This window comes from Methylovulum miyakonense HT12 (assembly GCF_000384075.1).
In the GTDB taxonomy this organism is placed as follows: Bacteria; Pseudomonadota; Gammaproteobacteria; order Methylococcales; family Methylomonadaceae; genus Methylovulum; species Methylovulum miyakonense.
The window spans coordinates 553,988-570,814 of sequence record NZ_KB913025.1; the positions used below are offsets into that span (position 1 = coordinate 553,988).

Sequence of the window (16,827 nt, forward strand, 5' to 3'; positions counted from 1 at the left end):
AGCCTACTTTGCTGAGTGTCATAATGAAAATTGCTGACTTTGGCAAGCCAACAACATCGTAAAAAAGTACTATGATGTTACCTTAAACAAACACCGCATGAAACAAACACCGCATGACCGTGCTATGAAAACAATGCCCATTTTTCAAGTTGAGCGCATCGGTTGGCGACGGCACTTAGGTATGTGCTTGGCGTTAATGATGATGGTGGCTGCGGCCCATGCCGCCGACCCGCAGCCTTATACCGTGGCAATTGCCAAAACGGGTGACGCTGAACTCGACCAAATGCTTAAAGAGTCTTGCACGCTGATCAGCCTCAATGAAGCCGCCCCCGTAGGCCCGTTCGCGCTGGTCGCACGCGCCCGCGCCGATGTCGAACGCTTCACCATCGCCTTGCAAAGTCTGGGCTATTATCAGGGCAAAGTACAGATACGCATAGCCAATCGGCCTCTGGATGACCGCGGCCTGTACGATACCATAGAATATTCCCCCGCACAGCCACCGATCCCTGTGCAAATCAACTTCGACCTAGGTGCACTGTACCATGTGCGGACATTGATCCTGGATGGCGAGGTTCCCGCAGAAGCCAGGCAATGGCTAGAACTGAAAGCCAAAGCCCCGGCACGGGCCGCCGATATCCAACAGGCACGGGAAAAATTGCTGCTGGCCTTGCAGGAGCATGGCTATGCTTTGGCAAAAGTGGACGAACCTATCGCGAAACTGCTGCCGGAAACCCATGAGCTGGATGTGACTTACCATGTCGTCACGGGCAAGCCGATAACCTTAGGGCAGGTGTCCGTCAAAGGCTTGCAAAAAGTTGACCCGGGGTTTGTTGGCCGCCATTTACAAATTGCCAAAGGGGAGCCGTTTAAACCCTCAAGCATTGAGAAAAACCGCCAGGAACTGCAAAACACCGGCGTGTTCTCATCCGTCCGCACCCGCCTTGGCAAGAACCTGGATGCGCAACAACAGTTGCCGGTCACCTTTATGGTCAGTGAACGCTTGCGCCATACCACACAACTGGGTGCGGCTTATTCAACCGATTTGGGCGCCAGTTTTTCCAGTTACTGGCAACACCACAATTTGCTGGGTGGCGGCGAACAACTCACGCTGACGGCCGGAGTCACCCAGATTGGCGGCAATAGCACAACCGGGATTGGTTACAACGTCGCCGTGAATTTTATGAAACCCGATTTTCTGCATGCCGACCAAACCCTGCATACCAATTTGGCGGCGATCAGACAAAGCCTGGTCACCTATGACCAAGACGCCCTCTTAGGGGAAGTGCTGTTAACCCGCAAATTTTCACCATTTTGGACGGGCAGCATCGGCTTGGGGCCTGAGCAATCGAGAATCACCCAGCAAAACGAAACCCACGATTACACCTTGCTCAGCATCCCCGCCAGTTTGAAATATGACAGCACCAACAGCTTATTGGACCCCACTAAGGGCAGCATCATAACGCCGTCAATCACCCCCGTAGGCGCCTTGACCGGTTCCGAAATTCGCGGCTTCGTCGTCATCCAACTGTCCGCTTCGACTTACTTTGATTGGCATACCGAAGGCCGTAGCGTGCTGGCGTTGCGGGGGCTGTTGGGGAGCATCGAAGGCGCGGGGCGTTTTGACCTGCCGCCTGACAAACGCTTTTATGCCGGTGGCAGCAACACCGTACGTGGTTACCGCTACCAATCCATAGGCCCGCAATTCGCTGATGGTGACCCGCAAGGGGGTAAGGCCATTGCCACGGCGACGGTCGAATACCGCCAGCGCATACTCGAAAACTACGGCATCGTCGCTTTCACCGATGCCGGACAAGTCAGCCCCGACACCTTGTTGGCATCCGGTGACTGGCGTATAGGCGCAGGGATAGGCGCACGTTATTACACCGGTTTCGGCCCCCTGCGCCTGGATTTTGCGTTGCCCGTCAACCAGCAATCCAATAGCGGCTCATTTGAGATTTATATCGGTCTCGGGCAGGCATTCTGATGGACAAAACACCACGCTGGCTTACGCTAGGGATTATCCTGCTATTTGGTTTGCCGTTGCTATGCGGCATATTGCTGGCCGTCGCCGCCAACACCCCAAACGGGCGCCTTTTCATCACCGATAGCCTGTCGTCCTTAACGGCCAACCAACTCACCGTAACTGGACTTGGCGGGCATTTTCCTGAGCAACTAGAGGTTGGGCGCATCGTCTGGCAAGATGAAAACGGTGTGCTAACCATCGACGGCCTCGTGCTGGACTGGAACCCATGGCAATTGCTGTCCGGCGTCGCCGACATCGGGCTAGTGCAGGCCGGGCGCATTGGCTTTGTCCCGTCACCTTTGGCAAAAACCGACAAACCGCCATCCGGGCCGGTATCATTGCCGCTTGCCATTAACCTGCACAACCTCCATATCGGACAGCTGGATTTATCGGCGCTTACGGGCCAAGCCATTATTATGAAGCTGGATGGCTATGCGAATTTGGCCTCGTTATCGGAGGGCATCTTAGGGCTGTCCCTCCGGGATTTGCAAAATGCCGGAAACTACACGGTAAGCGGCCAGTTTGACAAAATCGGCATCCACGCCCGGGTGTCCTTAGAAGAGCCTGCCCAAGGCTTGCTGGCGGCACTAGCCGGACTTAAGGAGTCCAAACCACTATCAATGGACGCAAACATTGACGGCCCCTTATCCGCCCTGAAAACCCAAGGCAACCTGACGTGGGGGAAACTGAAAGGCGCGTTACGGGGCACCCTGGATGCGCAAACCCAACAAGCCGATTGGCAAATATCCGCCACAGCACCAGCCATGCAAGCCCATGCCAACTTGGCTTGGCAATACCTAAGCGTGGAAGGCACACTACAAGGCTTGCTCAGCAAACCCAGCATCCATGGCAATATCGACCTAAAAGGCTTGCGCCTTGCCAATACCGGGATTGGGCATATCAACCTGTCCGTCCAAGGCGATACTGGCCGGCTTGAATTGACCAGTGAACTGAGCAAATTGACCCTTGCAAACCCATCGAAAGACCTCTTGCAAGCACAACCCTTGACCCTGCAATCCAGTATCCGCCTAGACCAAACACAGCGTCCCGTAAAGTTCAAACTGCAACATCCCTTATTCAACATCACGGGTGATGCCATCACGGCAACCCCGGCAAACATCCAAATGGTGGTGAACCTGCCTGACTTAAAACCGCTGGCCTTGTTGGCGGGCTTAAATTTGGCCGGTAACAGCACGCTGAAATTAACGGCGGACCAACATGGCCCAGCCACCGATGTCGCTGTGGATGGCCGATTGGCCATTACCGGCGGTGACCCTGCCCTCGTGAAACTGCTGGGCAGTTTAGTTGAAGTCGGCGCCAACCTAGTTATAAACGGATCGGACATGGTCTTGTCGCGATGCCAACTTAACGGCAAGGCTATAAACCTGCAAGCGGACGGTACGCTCAAAGCCCGGGTCGCCAAGTTTAACTGGCAAATTGGAGCCAATGACTTGAGCGTGGTCTCAGCAAAAACCAGCGGCCAATTGATGGCACACGGGCAAATCAACGGCCCGTTGGATGACTTCACGGTGATGGCCGATGTGGCTGGCGAATTGGCAACGCGGCCATTCCCCCGCAAACCCGTGACCGCGAAACTTAAGGTGGAACATTTGCCCCATCTGCCCATTGGGCAGTTCAACGCCAATACCGTATTGGCGGGCTCGCCTGTTGACATAGCGATGGACGTAAAGCCGCAAAAAGACCAATCCCTCCAATTCAACATAAGCCGCGCTGACTGGAAAAGCCTACATACACAGGGCACTATGCTACTGGCACACCAAAGCCCATGGCCCAGCGGATCATTGGCCTTGACGGTAAAACGCCTGGAAGATTTCAGCGTTTTTGCCGGCCAACCCTTATCGGGAAACCTCGCCGCCACCCTAAAAACCACATACATTGGCCAGCAACCGTATGCCTATCTGGATCTTGATGCCCAAAACATAAGCCTGGCCGCCAACACCCAGATAAACCAAGCACAGCTCACCTTGGCCATCCGTGACCCAGTGAACAAACCTAATATGGAAGGGCAGCTCAATCTTGACGGGCTTGCTATGGATGCCCTGACAGGGGCGGGGAAACTGGATTTCAACGGCACTCTTGAACAGTTGGCCTTACAACTGTCAGCGGATATTGATAATCTGGCGGGCAAACCGCTTAAATTAGACGCCAACGCCTTGTTTTCCGCAAACGCCAACGCGCTTGAAGTCAATGGGCTGGATGCGGTTTGGAAAGGACAAACCCTGCGCTTGCTGGCACCGGCCACTATCAGCTGGCCCGACGCGGTGGCTGTCAGGCATTTGCGCCTCGGTTTGGAAGACGCCATATTGCAGGCTGACGGACAAATCAGCCCTACCCTGGACATCACCGCAAGTTTGCACCAGTTTCCCCTTGCTGCGCTTAACGGGTTGGCACCAGACCTAAAAGCTTCCGGCATCATCAATGCGGATGCCAAACTTCGTGGCCCCCTCGCAAAACCCAGCGGTACGGTTACCGCCAATGGTTCGGGCATGCGTCTGTTGTCGGCTAACGGCAACGCCCTGCCTCCCGCACAATTTAACGCGGCAGCAGAATTGGACGGCACTAATGCCCAAATCCAAGCCAAATTCACTGCGGGCGAAAATGCCGTCCTGAATCTGTCAGGGTTCGCCCCGCTCCATGCCGGGGGTATCTTGGATTTGCACGCCACAGGCCGCATCGAGCTAAAGCTCCTCGATCCCTTACTGACCTCAAATGGCCGACGGGCGCGCGGGCAGATTGCCATCAATGCCGGGGTAGCAGGCAACCTTTCCGAACCCAAGTTAACCGGAACCGCCGTGCTAACAAAAGTGGAAGTACGCGACTACGCTATCGGTGCCAACCTGACCGACATCAACGGTCTCATCACGGCCAATGGGGGGCAGTTAGTGATTGACAAACTCCAAGGGGAAGCGGGTAACGGCACGGTTTCGGCCAAAGGGACGATTGACGTGCTTAAGGAAGGGATGCCAATCAATCTGGCCATCATTGCAAGGAATGCCAAGCCCCTGGCGAGTGACCGCCTGACTGCGGATATCAATGCCGATTTGACCTTGCGCGGCTTGGTTTCAGAAGATTTGCTGTTGCTTGGGGTCATCAAAATCAACCGTGCCGATATCCGCATCCCGGAATATCTCCCTGCCAACATCGCCGTGCTCAAATTGGAAACACCCAAAGGAAGCCCGGCACCGCCGCCCGCCATCAGGGAATCTGCCATTAAACTGAACCTGATCATCTCCTCCCCAGGCCAGATTTTTGTGCGTGGGCGTGGCGTGGATGCCGAGTTGGACGGCACCGTCGGCGTCCGTGGCACAGCAGGCAGACCTAGGGCGGACGGTGGTTTTAAATTGCGGCGCGGCCAATATACGCTAGGCGGAAAAACGCTGGCCTTTTCTGAAGGCAAAGTCGGCTTCGACAATGGCCGCTTGACCGACCCGTCACTGAATTTTGTCGCCAGCACCAGTAGCGACAATATCACCGCGACGCTGACCATCGCGGGTTCCGCCAACAAACCGAAAATCACCTTAAGCAGCGTCCCTGACCTTCCACAAGATGAAATCCTCGCCCGCCTCTTGTTTAGCCGCAGTGCCAGCAGTTTGAGTGTCTTGGAGATTTTACAAATAGGCTCTGCCGTGGCGACGCTGAGCGGGGCGACTTCCGGCATGGGTGACCCCCTCGACAATGTCCGTAAAACCTTGGGGCTAGACCGCCTGACTGTCGGCGGCAAAAAAACCTCGGTCGAAGCCGGCAGTTATGTCGTCCCTGGCGTTTACCTTGGCACACGGCAAGGCCTCAGTGGCGGCCCGCAAGCGATGATACAAATCGACTTGACCAAACATATCAAGCTGGAAGCCGCTGTCGGCGCCAATGCGGCGACTAATAAAAATGCCAACCCAAACAGCCTGGGGATCATTTACCAGTTTGAATATTGAAGGCTTGGCGGCTGCTTAATTGCTTGACTTAGCCTTAATTTTAGTTCAAAAGTAGGCGCGGAAAAATGCTTCCCCCATGAAAACATCCGCCAACCACTAGCCGGAAGTTTTCGTTAATTTTGCCGATATTCCATCATTACAAGAACCTATTAAATCAACCTGGAGGGTTTATGACTCAACAACATTCCACTGTCCTGATCATTGGCGGCGGCGCGGCGGGCGTTTCGGTCGCCAATAACATGCGCAGGCAAAACAAAACTATCGACATTACCCTTATCGAACCAGCGGAAACCCACTACTACCAACCCGGTTTCACTATCGTTGGCGGGGGCGCTTACACCCTGAAACAAACCATGCGCAAGGAAGCGGACTTAATCCACCCTTCGGTCACATGGATTAAGGATTACGCCGACACCTTCCAACCCGAAGACAACACCGTCACCCTACGCTCCGGTGACGTGGTCGGCTATGACTATCTGGTCGTTTGCCCAGGCCTGCAATTGGATTGGGGCAAAATCCAAGGCTTGAAAGAAACCATCGGCAAAAACCAAGTGTGCAGCAATTATTCGCCGGAAACCGTTGAATACACCTGGGAATGCATCCAAAACATGCAATCCGGCATCGCCTTGTTCACGCAACCGCCCATGCCGATCAAATGTGCAGGTGCGCCGCAAAAGATCATGTACTTGGCGGCGGACCGTTTCCGCAAAAAAGGCATACTGGACAAGTTCACCATCGAATTCCTCAACGCAGGGCCGGCGTTGTTTGGCGTGCCTTTCTTCGCCAAGGCCTTAAGCAAGGTCGTTGCCGATTACGGCATCACCACCTCGTTCAACCATAATTTGGTCGGGATAGACGGCGACGCCAAAATGGCGACGTTCGAAGTGAGCGACAGCAACGGCAACAAGGAGCGTGTCACCAAAGCCTTTGACATGATCCACGTCACGCCGCCACAAAGCGCACCGGATTTTATCAAGCAAAGCCCCTTGGCAAATGCCGCAGGTTGGGTGGATGTCAACGACAAAAGTTTGCAACACAGCAAATACCCGAACATTTTCAGCCTGGGCGATGTCGCGGCGACCAGCAACGCCAAAACCGCCGCTGCCGTACGCAAACAAGTACCGGTGGTGGTTGACAACATCCTTGGCCTGATTGACAGCAAAACGGTCGTGGAAGGCTACGATGGTTATGGCTCCTGCCCGTTGACCACTTCCTTGAACACCGTCATGCTGGCGGAATTTTCTTATGGCGGCAAAGTGACGCCGTCTTTCCCATGGCTGGATCCACGCGCCAACCGCCCGATCTGGTGGTGGGGGAAAACCACGGGCTTCCCCTGGCTGTATTGGCATTTGATGATTAAAGGTTACCGCATTGATATTCCGCATCTGGAATCTTATGCGAAGAAGTTTGTGAGCGAGCCATAAAAGACCAAGGCCTTTCAGGTTTCTAAAACCCGAAAGGCCTATCCCAAAACCTAAGGTATTGTCATGCACTGCCTCATTATCGCTTTAATCACCATCAGTGTGCTGTACGCCCTGTATGCCATTGCCCTAACGCTAAAAGAGGCCATACTCTTCCCTTCCCGCCCCCATCGAAAACGTCAAATTTTGGGAAACCGCTTGCTATAACCTTGGCCTGAGGGTCAGAATCTTCGATGACCGGCAAAACGCTTGACTGGCTACTGGACGTCCAATAATGGCTATCAGCCATGCCCAAGCGTCACGTCCAACATCCCTGCCCGGATAATAAACGCCTCAATATCCGCCAAGCCCGTTCCGGTTTTTAAATTACTGAATACAAACGGACGTTCGCCACGCATTTTCTTGGCATCCCTGTCCATCACGTCCAACGACGCGCCAACATAAGGCGCAAGATCAATCTTATTAATCACCAACAAATCCGAACGGGTGATGCCGGGGCCGCCTTTGCGGGGGATTTTGTCGCCCGCTGAAACGTCAATCACGTAAATGGTCAAATCCGCCAATTCCGGGCTAAACGTCGCGCTGAGGTTATCGCCGCCACTTTCCACCATAATAAAATCCAGGTTATCCCAACGCTCGCACAACTCATCCACCGCCGCCAAATTCATCGACGCATCCTCGCGGATGGCGGTATGCGGGCAGCCACCCGTTTCCACGCCCAAAATCCGCTCTTCCGGCAGCGCTTGGCTGCGGATTAAAAATTGCTGGTCTTCGCGGGTGTAGATGTCGTTAGTCACCACCGCAATTTCAAAATTGTCGCGCATCCGTTTGCACAAGGCATCCACCAACGCGGTTTTACCGGAACCGACCGGGCCGCCGATTCCGACCCTTAATACAGATTTGTCATTCATGGGATTTTCCTTTTGTAGGGTGGGCAACGCTTTTCTGCCCACCAACATTTACCAAAAAAGGTGGGCAGAACAGCGTGCCCACCCTACATTACTATTCAAGACCGGAACAACCGCGAATACTGCATTTCATGGCGGCTACTCGCCAAAGCCAAACCGAACGCACTGCCGCCAATATCGTCATCATCCAGCGACATCGCCGCATCGACTTGCGCAGGAATTTGCGCCGCCAAGGCTTGCAATAATTGCTGTCCGGCGACCTGTCCCAAAGGAACAAGTTTGACGGCGCATAACACTTGGTTTTCTAACCAGCCCCAGACATAACCCATCGCGGCAAGGCGCGGGTCTATGCCCCAACGTACAGCAGCGAGACTGAACACGGTTGCCAAGGTCGCTTCCGATTGACGTTGCCACGCTTGGGCTTCCGGCATATCCAATTTCACCAGCAATTTCGCCAACGCCTGTCCGGTTTGGCGGTCTTCAGCGCGCAGTTCGCTGGTTTCTCGGCAGGCAGTTAGGGTTTGGCTCCAGTGTGTCACCGCCGCGAGGTCTTGGTTTTGCCATGCGCTCAACAAACGCAACAAAATCGGCACATCCACGCGCGTCATGCTGGTCTGCAACACGCCGCCTATCCATTCGCGGGCGGCATCAGGTGTGCTGACCCAACCATCGTCCACCGCCCGCTCCAGCCCTTGCGAATAGCTGTACATGCCAATCGGCAAGCCAGGGCTGACCAGTTGCAGCAAGCGCAAAAGGCTAAGATCAGTGCCCATGATGCTGGTACGCGCCTGCTTCGGGTTCGAAAGGCAAATCTTCATGGCTGACGCTTAAGCCTAAACCTTCGACCATGTGATCGAGGACGTGGTCGCTCAAAAACCGCAATTCGCCGGGCAAGATTTGCAATGCAATATGGCGGTTGCCAAGGTGATAACACACCCGCGCGAACAGCAAAGGATCATCGGTGCGGACGACCGACAAAGTTTCCGGCGCGGCTTTTATCAGGACTTTGAATTTTTCGTTGCCCGTCAGTATCGTGCCGGAGCGCAAATAATTGCCGCGCTGCAAAAACAAACCGACTTTTACGCCGCCATCAGTCAGGGCAGGCAAGCGGCTTTTTTGGCGGGATTCGAAGGGTAAGGTCAAGCTATCGTCGGCTTGGGTATCGGCGGGGGCGAGTTCGGTGAGTTTTAGCATAGTTAGTTAAGTCAATTAATCAGTAAAGTATATGCTCGTTCCCAAACTCCAGCTTGGGAACGCAGTTTCGGAAGCTCTAGCTTCCAGTATTCTCGAAGCTAGAGCTTCGCAGATTTGAGTAACCAATGAAGTTTGGGATCGAATCTAAAATAGCTTACCAAGCTCGCACCACCTCAATCAAACCCGTTTGCCCCGCATAATTCCGCGCACTGGAATACCGCCAATGTTCCGGCTGATCCACATAGCCTCGTTTCACCGGATTTTGATGGATGTAATCCAACTTTTGCCGCATCACTGTTTCAGATTCAATGAGTTGTGGATGATTGCCTTCTTCCCAAACCTGATAATCTGTATCTTGCTTATGGGCGCGTTTGAAAAAAGCCAACAGTTCCAACAGCTTCACCGCACCGCGTTGTTCCAAATGCGCGATAATTTGCTTCGCCGTATACGATTTGAACCGCTGCATATCGTGGCTTAGATTTTCCGACGCGGCGATCAGATGCAAGTGGTTTTCAAGGATGACATAGCCATAAAGCTGAAAGCCTGATTCCCGTTGTAAAAAACGCCAGGAATCCAACACGATGCCCACCGTTTCCGGGCGGGTAAACAACGGCAGCCAGTGGTTGACGGTGGCTGTCATAAAATGCGGGCATGGATTGCTGAGGACGCGGTAGCGGCTTCTGGGCATAATGGTGTTTTCTCAACGGCTTGGTTAGCTTGGATTTGTGTTAGCCCATCCATCGGCTCGTTCCCAAGCTCCAGCTTCCCGTGTTCCCGAAGCTAGAGCTTCCCGGACTTGAGCTCCCAAGCTGGAGCTTGGGAACTAGCGGAAAAGGGTTTAATAGATTTTTCTCCAACGTTTGAATGCTCTAACATCCAATTTTGACAACTCAAACCATTCGCCATTTTTTCGCTTCTGGGAGAATCGCCTATGCCAATAGGCTTCTATGCCAGAAGGGTCATCAGTTTCAATATAGTGGATTGGATTGACGCGCTCAGGTAGCTGTATTTTTATCTCGCCTTCCCTTCGTATTGCGTCGTATGTATATCCAATTTTGTATTCGTTTCGATTTCCGTGCTGCATCAAGTACACATAGCCGATTTTTAATGTATCGTCAGCAACTACGTTGCTCTCCGGCATGATGCGTTCCAACTCATTTTCTAGAGTTTCTATTAGATCAGACCATACAGGATCATTTTTTACAAAAGAAAGAAGAACATTTACTGCGGAATATTTATTTCCAAATAGTCTTCGGATTGTTACGTCAGTTGGTATAGAGCTGTCCCCTCGCTTTCGCATTTTAATTTCGTTTTTATTTGGGTAATGACCAAATACTCGAGTTAATTCAGCAAGTTTAACTAATACCAATTCTTTGTCACATGCAGGAGCGCCAAATTGGTTCGGCGAGTAGCCCGCCTCTATCAGTGCATCCGACCATTTTGTCCAATATTTGGCCTCCCAATCACTTTTCCGTATCCCAGTTTCCTGCTCGAACCTCGTCATCCCAAGCGCAATACCGCCGTTTTCTTTCGCGGTTCGTATAATTTCCGAAATAATTTTCTGCTTATCAATAGCCATTAAAATACTCGTTGAAGTTCGTAGGTCGGGTTAGCCGTAGCGTAACCCGACAAAATGTCTAACTCAACCTACCGCATTGACCCCAACCACTCAAAACAAAAAATACCGTTGAGCAAACGGCAACACCGCCACGGGTTCACACGTCAACAATTGCCCGTCCGCCCGTACCGCATAAGTTTGCGGGTCAACTTCCATGACGGGTTGGTAGGCGTTGTGGATTAAATCTTTTTTGCCGATGTTACGGGTGTTTTTGACGATGCCGATGCGTTTACGCAAACCCAAATTGGCAGGCACGCCGCCTTCTACCGCCGTTTGGGGTAGGAAGATCATGGAGGTAGCGGCGGCGGTGACACCGAACGCGCCGAACATGGGGCGGTAATGCACGGGTTGCGGGGTGGGGATGGAGGCGTTGGGGTCGCCCATCGCGGCGGCGGCGATAAGGCCGCCTTTTAAGATCAGGCTGGGTTTTACGCCGAAAAATGCCGGATTCCACAGCACCAAATCGGCGAGTTTGCCGACTTCTATCGAGCCGACTTCATGGGCGATGCCGTGGCTAATCGCGGGGTTGATGGTGTATTTGGCGATGTAGCGTTTGATGCGGAAGTTGTCGCTGTCCGCGCCATCTTCTGGCAATGCGCCGCGCTGAATTTTCATTTTATGCGCGGTTTGCCAGGTGCGGAGGATGACTTCGCCGACGCGACCCATGGCTTGCGAGTCAGACGAAATCATCGAGAACGCACCCAAGTCGTGCAGGATGTCTTCGGCGGCGATGGTTTCGCGGCGGATGCGTGATTCGGCGAAGGCGACATCTTCGGGGATGCTGGGGTCGAGGTGATGGCAGACCATCAGCATGTCCAGATGTTCATCGACGGTGTTGACGGTGTAAGGACGCGTCGGGTTGGTGGACGACGGCAATACGTTCGGCAAACCGCAGGCTTTGATGATGTCCGGCGCATGACCGCCACCCGCGCCTTCGGTGTGGTAAGTGTGGATGGTGCGGCCTTGAAAGGCGGCGATGGTATCTTCGACAAAACCGGATTCGTTGAGGGTATCAGTGTGGATCGCCACTTGCACGTCGTATTTTTCAGCAACGCTTAGACAGCAGTCTATGGCGGCGGGGGTTGTGCCCCAGTCTTCGTGCAGTTTTAAGCCCATCGCGCCGGCTTGGATTTGCTCTTCCAATCCGCCTGGCAAGCTGGCGTTACCTTTGCCGAGCAAGCCGAAATTCATAGCAAAACCATCCAAGGCCGAGAGCATTTGTTGCAAGTGCCAAGGGCCGGGGGTGCAGGTGGTGGCGTTCGTACCCGTTGCCGGGCCGGTGCCGCCGCCGATCATCGTTGTTACGCCAGAATTTAAGGCTTCTTCAATTTGTTGCGGGCAGATGAAATGGATGTGCGCGTCGATGCCGCCTGCGGTGAGGATATTGCCCTCGCCCGCGATGATTTCCGTGCCGGGGCCGATAATCATGTCCACGCCGGATTGGATGTCAGGGTTGCCCGCTTTGCCGATTGCGGCGATGCGCCCGTTTTTCACGCCGACATCGGCTTTGATGATGCCCCAGTAGTCGATAATCAAGGCGTTGGTAATCACCATGTCCATCGCGATTTTGGAATCGACTTGGCTTTGGCCCATGCCGTCGCGGATCACTTTGCCGCCGCCGAATTTGACTTCTTCGCCGTAGATAGTGCGGTCGGCTTCGACTTGTAAAAACAATTCGCTATCGCCCAAACGGACTTTATCGCCAGTGGTGGAGCCGAACATGTCGGCGTAGGCTTGTCTGCTGATTTTGCTCATTGTTTTGTCTCCGCTGAAGTGGCATCCAAATCGCCCATGACGGCATTGCGAAAGCCATACACGCGGCGCAAACCGCCGAATGGCACGAGCTGGATTTGCCGTTGTTGGCCTGGCTCGAAACGCACCGCCGTGCCTGCGGGGATGTCTAATCTAAAGCCACGGGCGGCTTCACGATCAAACGCCAAGGCGGGATTGGTTTCATAAAAATGGTAATGCGAGCCGACTTGAATCGGGCGGTCGCCGCTGTTGGCTACGATTAAGGTGAGGGTTTCGCAACCAGCGTTCAATTCAATCTCGCCAGCGGCGGGGATGATTTCTCCGGGGATCATGGGGGGCTCCTTGGGTAGGGTGGGCACGCTGTTTATGCCCACTATCAGAATCGGTAGTAAGGTGGGCACAAACAGCGTGCCCACCCTACACTATGGGGTTATGGACGGTCACCAGTTTGGTGCCGTCAGGAAAGGTCGCCTCTATCTGCACATCCGGCAACATTTCACTGATGCCGTCCATGACATCGTCACGGCTTAACAAGGTGCGCCCATATTCCATCAGCTCGGCGACCGTGCGCCCGTCCCTCGCGCCTTCCATGATCGCGGCGGTGATGTAGGCTACGGCTTCGGGGTAATTCAGTTTCAGGCCACGGGCTTTGCGCCGCTCAGCCAGTAAGGCGGCGGTGAAGATCAGGAGCTTATCTTTTTCGTGTGCGGTCAGTTGCATAGTGATTTTCCGGTATTCAAAAGAGGGCTGATTTCAATGGCCTGCCGCGAATAAAACCTACGCAACCTTAGTGGCCACAGCAATTTTTGCCACTTTGCTGCCTAGGTGGGCATGCCACAGTGGCATAAGAACAAAAAACACAACAATCACCTGCCTTGGGGCGTAGCAGCACATGACAGGCTTCACATTCATAAAACCATAGGCAAGCATCGCTTGGCATGGTCTCCAATTTTTGATGCCCACATTCTGGGCAAGTGATGGTTGATTCCAAAACTATTGCCGGCATCTTTACTTTATTTTCTAGGTCGAGGGATGGGCTTTCATGACCAATCAAGTCGCCCAAATACGCGGTGCACAAGCCTCTCGGCCAATCACCTCAGGCCGCAACAGCCGCCAAACGTCTTGGAAAAAATCCCGCAAGCGGTCGGCGCGGACATCTAAAGCCCGGCAGATCAGCAGATCATCCAATAAAGTCACGCCCCGCCCTGCACTATCGCCAATCAGTTCTTGCACTGCCGCCAGTTGCGCGGCGTTGGCAGGATAGGCGAACAAGGTGCCGCAAGCGGAATGCCCATTCAAACCCCAGTTGGCGGCAAAAGCCCCCGCATCTATCAACAGGCGTTCGCGGTAAAACAATTCGCCCGCACGGAAGATGCGCCAATTCATACCGATTTCGCCGCTGGTGAAACCCTCTTGCGCGGCAGGCCGGCCTAATGCCAACACTTCCCAACCGAGAAACCGCGCCCCCACCGCCAAATCCAATCGTACCTCTGACGCGACTTGTGCACCTTCGTAAACAATGGTTTCCTGCGGCAACCATTCTAGTGATGCGGCTGCCGCCACGCTTAACACCACGCGTTGCCGCGCTTGTTTGCCTTCGCTACGGTAAAACTTGCCTGCCGCTGGCGTGGTCACCAACGCCTTGCTGTGGCTGGCAACGTTGATGTTGATTGCTAAACAGTCGCCCGCCACGACACCGCCTGGTGGATGCAACACATACACATGGCAGACCTCGCCTTCTGGGTAAAAGGGGCGTTGTACGGTTAACGGGCCGAGATGGCGACGGTGCGCCAATACGGTTTTGCCGTGTTGGTGTTCGAAGCCTAGGTCTAGTTGGGCTTGCCAGCCTTGGGGTTGGGGAGTGGCATAATTGGCAATGCCAGAGGCTTCGGGAATTTCAGGTTTCAATTGGGTAATGCCGTTTATTTTAAAGGCTATGTCACCGTTAATTGTGGAAGCCTTAAATGACGCGGCTTTGAGCGAAAGCCGCAATCCGCATTAAATAAGGCTTTGCGCCGAACATAAAATTTTTTCAACAACTAACGGTGACATAGCCATTTTAAATAATGATATACGACGTTGTAGGTCGGGTTAGCGATAGCGTAACCCGACAAAATGTACATTCCGCGGGCATGTCGGGTTACGTTATCTCGCTACGCTCAATAAGCTAACCCGACCTACTTTGCTTAAATTAACATTTTATAGTTCATTAAACTCAGCAATAAACTCATCTTTTTTGCTTCCAATTTTCCCGTTATTTCCAATTTCGGGATGTTTGTAGAATAGACATCTTTCCTAAATACAGGCATATCTCAAGTTGACCAATGCAGCCACCAAATTCCAGGTCAGGGAGTAGTTTTTGTGTTTTCCCCGATAAACGTCCTTGACGATCCTGAAAATCTTGCATCGGCGGTTGACATGCTCAATGAAAACCCGCTGTTTTGAAAGGATTTTATTGTGGGCTTTGTCTTCGGCAGAAAGAGGCTTGCCTTTTTGCTTTTTGATAGGCAAAGTCGAATTCCGGTGATGGCCGTGCATCCCTTGGTATCCCGAATCCGCCAACAGGTTGGCTTTAGGGTGCAGCAACAGGCGGCAGCCTTTGAAGACGGCAAAGTCGTGTTGCCGCCCTTTGCCCACCACTACGGACAGGATGGCCAGCGTCAACGCGCAGATGACCAACTGGGCCTTAACCGTGTGGCGTTTTTTTTCCTGAGTAGAAGGCTTTCTGGCCTTTGACGGGGCGTTCGATGGGCTGTTCCGACACGTCAACGGCCAAGGTGGCGGCAGGGTCTTCCAACAGCGCCTTGCGCTTGGGGAGCCTTTCAATTTTGACCAACTGCCTGGCAGTGCGCGAATACACTTTATGGCAATACGACTCGCTGATGCCAAAGACCGCCCCTAAGTTTATCAAGGTCGGATAGTGGCGGAGGTAATAAAGTGTCAGTAGCAGGCGGTCTTCCGCTGCCAGTTTACTGTCCTTCCGGCCTCGCCGTGTCAGCGGGCTGAGGTTTTTTTGTTCGCTGATGTAAGCGCACAGCTTGCCGTTGAGATGCTGGAAATTTTCCTTTGACAGCCCGACCAGCCGTTTGAATTCTTCGGGGTTGTCGGTGGGCAGCTGGGCATAGGTTTTCATGGCTTTTGGGCGGCATCAGGAAGGTTGCCCATTTTAACCTTATTGGGGTTTATTTAATCTGTATTATTTAGGAAAGATGTCTAATTTACCGCTACCAATTAGCCAAAATAATTTATCTATATTGTAAGAAGAAACTTTAGACGCTTTTGCCATTTGAGCGATTATTTTTTGAATTTTATAGGGACTGGCTTTTTCATCACATAATCCAATTCCAACAAATATATCTATTATATGAACATCTGGTTTTCCAAAGTTCACAAACCCTAGTTCCTTAAGAAAATCACAGGCAAGAGGATAACCAATACCGTCAATTTCAGCCGCTAAAATCATAGGTAACGAAGCCATTGATCGTTCATCTTGATAAAGATAATTAGCCCAATCAAAAAAATCGTCACCATCTTCAAATTGATTAAAAAATACTGAAGCAGAGATTATTGTTTGGCAGTACTTAGGCCAAATACTTCTTGAAGTTTCACGAATTTCGCCCCGTGGATTGAGTTTCTTAATAAGATGACTTAGGAGTTTACTTGGATCATTAGCGAATTTTTTATCGACCTTCTTAGGATCAAAATTAAATAGAGCCTTTCCTAAGTTTTCAATGCCGTCAATTGATCCGCCGATTACGTTCGCCTTCATATTAGTATTTTGTGCAGAACTAAGTAGTCGCCTAAAAAGCTCATTAATTTCAACTGGCTCCGCACTCCCATCCGGTAAAGTTAGATAGCTTTCGAGAATTTTTTTCGCATTTGGTGAAGGGATTTGAGAAATCAAAAATTTCTTTGCAAATCTGTATACTGTGTTCATATATTTAGCTTAGGTTGACAAATTAAA

At 52.5% G+C, this 16,827-nt stretch carries 16 protein-coding genes; 3 read left to right on the top strand and 13 right to left on the bottom strand.

Translation table 11 applies throughout. The features are described 5' to 3' along the window. The first annotated feature begins 124 nt into the window (after nucleotides 1-124). The 3 genes from METMI_RS0102845 (at nucleotide 125) to METMI_RS0102855 (ending at nucleotide 7,394) form a co-directional block, all read left to right on the top strand. Complete coding sequence (locus METMI_RS0102845) at nucleotides 125-1,984, top strand: autotransporter assembly complex protein TamA (protein WP_198007883.1); 1,860 nt, start codon at nucleotides 125-127, stop codon at nucleotides 1,982-1,984. Further along, on the top strand, nucleotides 1,984-5,970 hold the full coding sequence (locus METMI_RS0102850) for a translocation/assembly module TamB domain-containing protein (protein ID WP_019864709.1): 3,987 nt from the start codon (nucleotides 1,984-1,986) through the stop codon (nucleotides 5,968-5,970). Before METMI_RS0102845 ends, METMI_RS0102850 begins: the two co-directional genes overlap by 1 nt. Nucleotides 5,971-6,140: 170 nt before the next feature. Then, the gene (locus METMI_RS0102855; protein WP_019864711.1) at nucleotides 6,141-7,394 is read left to right on the top strand and encodes an NAD(P)/FAD-dependent oxidoreductase; all 1,254 of its coding nucleotides are present in this window, start codon (nucleotides 6,141-6,143) and stop codon (nucleotides 7,392-7,394) included. Between the two features lie 278 nt (nucleotides 7,395-7,672). Here METMI_RS0102855 and ureG read toward each other — a convergent pair whose 3' ends face one another. The 13 genes from ureG to METMI_RS0102915 all read right to left on the bottom strand — a co-directional run bounded on the left by ureG (nucleotide 7,673) and on the right by METMI_RS0102915 (nucleotide 16,800). Further along, nucleotides 7,673-8,302, bottom strand: a complete 630-nt coding sequence (gene ureG, locus METMI_RS0102860; RefSeq protein WP_040572879.1) for an urease accessory protein UreG — start codon at nucleotides 8,300-8,302, stop codon at nucleotides 7,673-7,675. Nucleotides 8,303-8,397: 95 nt separating this feature from the next. Continuing rightward, nucleotides 8,398-9,072: an urease accessory protein UreF gene (locus tag METMI_RS0102865; RefSeq protein WP_019864713.1), complete on the bottom strand. Its 675-nt coding sequence runs from the start codon at nucleotides 9,070-9,072 to the stop codon at nucleotides 8,398-8,400. Further along, nucleotides 9,062-9,493 (bottom strand): urease accessory protein UreE, encoded by a 432-nt coding sequence (gene ureE, locus METMI_RS0102870; protein ID WP_019864714.1) that lies wholly within the window; start codon nucleotides 9,491-9,493, stop codon nucleotides 9,062-9,064. Before ureE ends, METMI_RS0102865 begins: the two co-directional genes overlap by 11 nt. Nucleotides 9,494-9,647: 154 nt before the next feature. After that, nucleotides 9,648-10,181, bottom strand: coding sequence for an REP-associated tyrosine transposase (locus tag METMI_RS0102875; protein ID WP_029151456.1), 534 nt, complete (start codon nucleotides 10,179-10,181; stop codon nucleotides 9,648-9,650). A gap of 150 nt (nucleotides 10,182-10,331) precedes the next feature. Then, complete coding sequence (locus tag METMI_RS0102880; RefSeq protein WP_019864716.1) at nucleotides 10,332-11,072, bottom strand: GIY-YIG nuclease family protein; 741 nt, start codon at nucleotides 11,070-11,072, stop codon at nucleotides 10,332-10,334. A 90-nt stretch (nucleotides 11,073-11,162) separates the two neighbouring features. After that, nucleotides 11,163-12,866, bottom strand: a complete 1,704-nt coding sequence (gene ureC / locus METMI_RS0102885; protein ID WP_019864718.1) for an urease subunit alpha — start codon at nucleotides 12,864-12,866, stop codon at nucleotides 11,163-11,165. Further along, the gene (locus METMI_RS0102890; protein ID WP_019864719.1) at nucleotides 12,863-13,195 is read right to left on the bottom strand and encodes an urease subunit beta; all 333 of its coding nucleotides are present in this window, start codon (nucleotides 13,193-13,195) and stop codon (nucleotides 12,863-12,865) included. Before METMI_RS0102890 ends, ureC begins: the two co-directional genes overlap by 4 nt. 85 nt (nucleotides 13,196-13,280) lie before the next feature. After that, a complete protein-coding gene (gene ureA / locus METMI_RS0102895; RefSeq protein ID WP_019864720.1) occupies nucleotides 13,281-13,583 on the bottom strand; it encodes an urease subunit gamma in 303 nt (100 codons plus the stop codon). A gap of 67 nt (nucleotides 13,584-13,650) precedes the next feature. After that, nucleotides 13,651-13,869, bottom strand: a complete 219-nt coding sequence (locus METMI_RS27680; protein WP_083930156.1) for a GDCCVxC domain-containing (seleno)protein — start codon at nucleotides 13,867-13,869, stop codon at nucleotides 13,651-13,653. Between the two features lie 44 nt (nucleotides 13,870-13,913). Next, a complete protein-coding gene (locus tag METMI_RS0102905; RefSeq protein WP_232215170.1) occupies nucleotides 13,914-14,771 on the bottom strand; it encodes an urease accessory protein UreD in 858 nt (285 codons plus the stop codon). A 387-nt stretch (nucleotides 14,772-15,158) separates the two neighbouring features. Further along, a complete protein-coding gene (locus METMI_RS27685) occupies nucleotides 15,159-15,542 on the bottom strand; it encodes an IS5/IS1182 family transposase (RefSeq protein ID WP_019864421.1) in 384 nt (127 codons plus the stop codon). A gap of 7 nt (nucleotides 15,543-15,549) precedes the next feature. Next, nucleotides 15,550-15,996: a transposase family protein gene (locus METMI_RS27690; RefSeq protein WP_019864420.1), complete on the bottom strand. Its 447-nt coding sequence runs from the start codon at nucleotides 15,994-15,996 to the stop codon at nucleotides 15,550-15,552. A gap of 63 nt (nucleotides 15,997-16,059) precedes the next feature. Next, on the bottom strand, nucleotides 16,060-16,800 hold the full coding sequence (locus METMI_RS0102915; RefSeq protein WP_019864723.1) for a hypothetical protein: 741 nt from the start codon (nucleotides 16,798-16,800) through the stop codon (nucleotides 16,060-16,062). Nucleotides 16,801-16,827: the final 27 nt, after the last annotated feature.

Bases quoted from the DNA above. Each gene is read 5' to 3' on its own strand.
- ureE (WP_019864714.1), bottom strand. From the start codon at position 9,493: ATGCTAAAACTCACCGAACTCGCCCCCGCCGATACCCAAGCCGACGAT.
- ureA (WP_019864720.1), bottom strand. From the start codon at position 13,583: ATGCAACTGACCGCACACGAAAAAGATAAGCTCCTGATCTTCACCGCC.
- METMI_RS27680 (WP_083930156.1), bottom strand. From the start codon at position 13,869: ATGCCGGCAATAGTTTTGGAATCAACCATCACTTGCCCAGAATGTGGG.
- METMI_RS0102865 (WP_019864713.1), bottom strand. From the start codon at position 9,072: ATGGGCACTGATCTTAGCCTTTTGCGCTTGCTGCAACTGGTCAGCCCT.
- METMI_RS0102875 (WP_029151456.1), bottom strand. From the start codon at position 10,181: ATGCCCAGAAGCCGCTACCGCGTCCTCAGCAATCCATGCCCGCATTTT.
- ureC (WP_019864718.1), bottom strand. From the start codon at position 12,866: ATGAGCAAAATCAGCAGACAAGCCTACGCCGACATGTTCGGCTCCACC.
- METMI_RS0102850 (WP_019864709.1), top strand. From the start codon at position 1,984: ATGGACAAAACACCACGCTGGCTTACGCTAGGGATTATCCTGCTATTT.
- METMI_RS0102845 (WP_198007883.1), top strand. From the start codon at position 125: ATGAAAACAATGCCCATTTTTCAAGTTGAGCGCATCGGTTGGCGACGG.
- METMI_RS0102890 (WP_019864719.1), bottom strand. From the start codon at position 13,195: ATGATCCCCGGAGAAATCATCCCCGCCGCTGGCGAGATTGAATTGAAC.
- ureG (WP_040572879.1), bottom strand. From the start codon at position 8,302: ATGAATGACAAATCTGTATTAAGGGTCGGAATCGGCGGCCCGGTCGGT.
- METMI_RS0102915 (WP_019864723.1), bottom strand. From the start codon at position 16,800: ATGAACACAGTATACAGATTTGCAAAGAAATTTTTGATTTCTCAAATC.
- METMI_RS0102855 (WP_019864711.1), top strand. From the start codon at position 6,141: ATGACTCAACAACATTCCACTGTCCTGATCATTGGCGGCGGCGCGGCG.
- METMI_RS0102880 (WP_019864716.1), bottom strand. From the start codon at position 11,072: ATGGCTATTGATAAGCAGAAAATTATTTCGGAAATTATACGAACCGCG.
- METMI_RS27690 (WP_019864420.1), bottom strand. From the start codon at position 15,996: ATGAAAACCTATGCCCAGCTGCCCACCGACAACCCCGAAGAATTCAAA.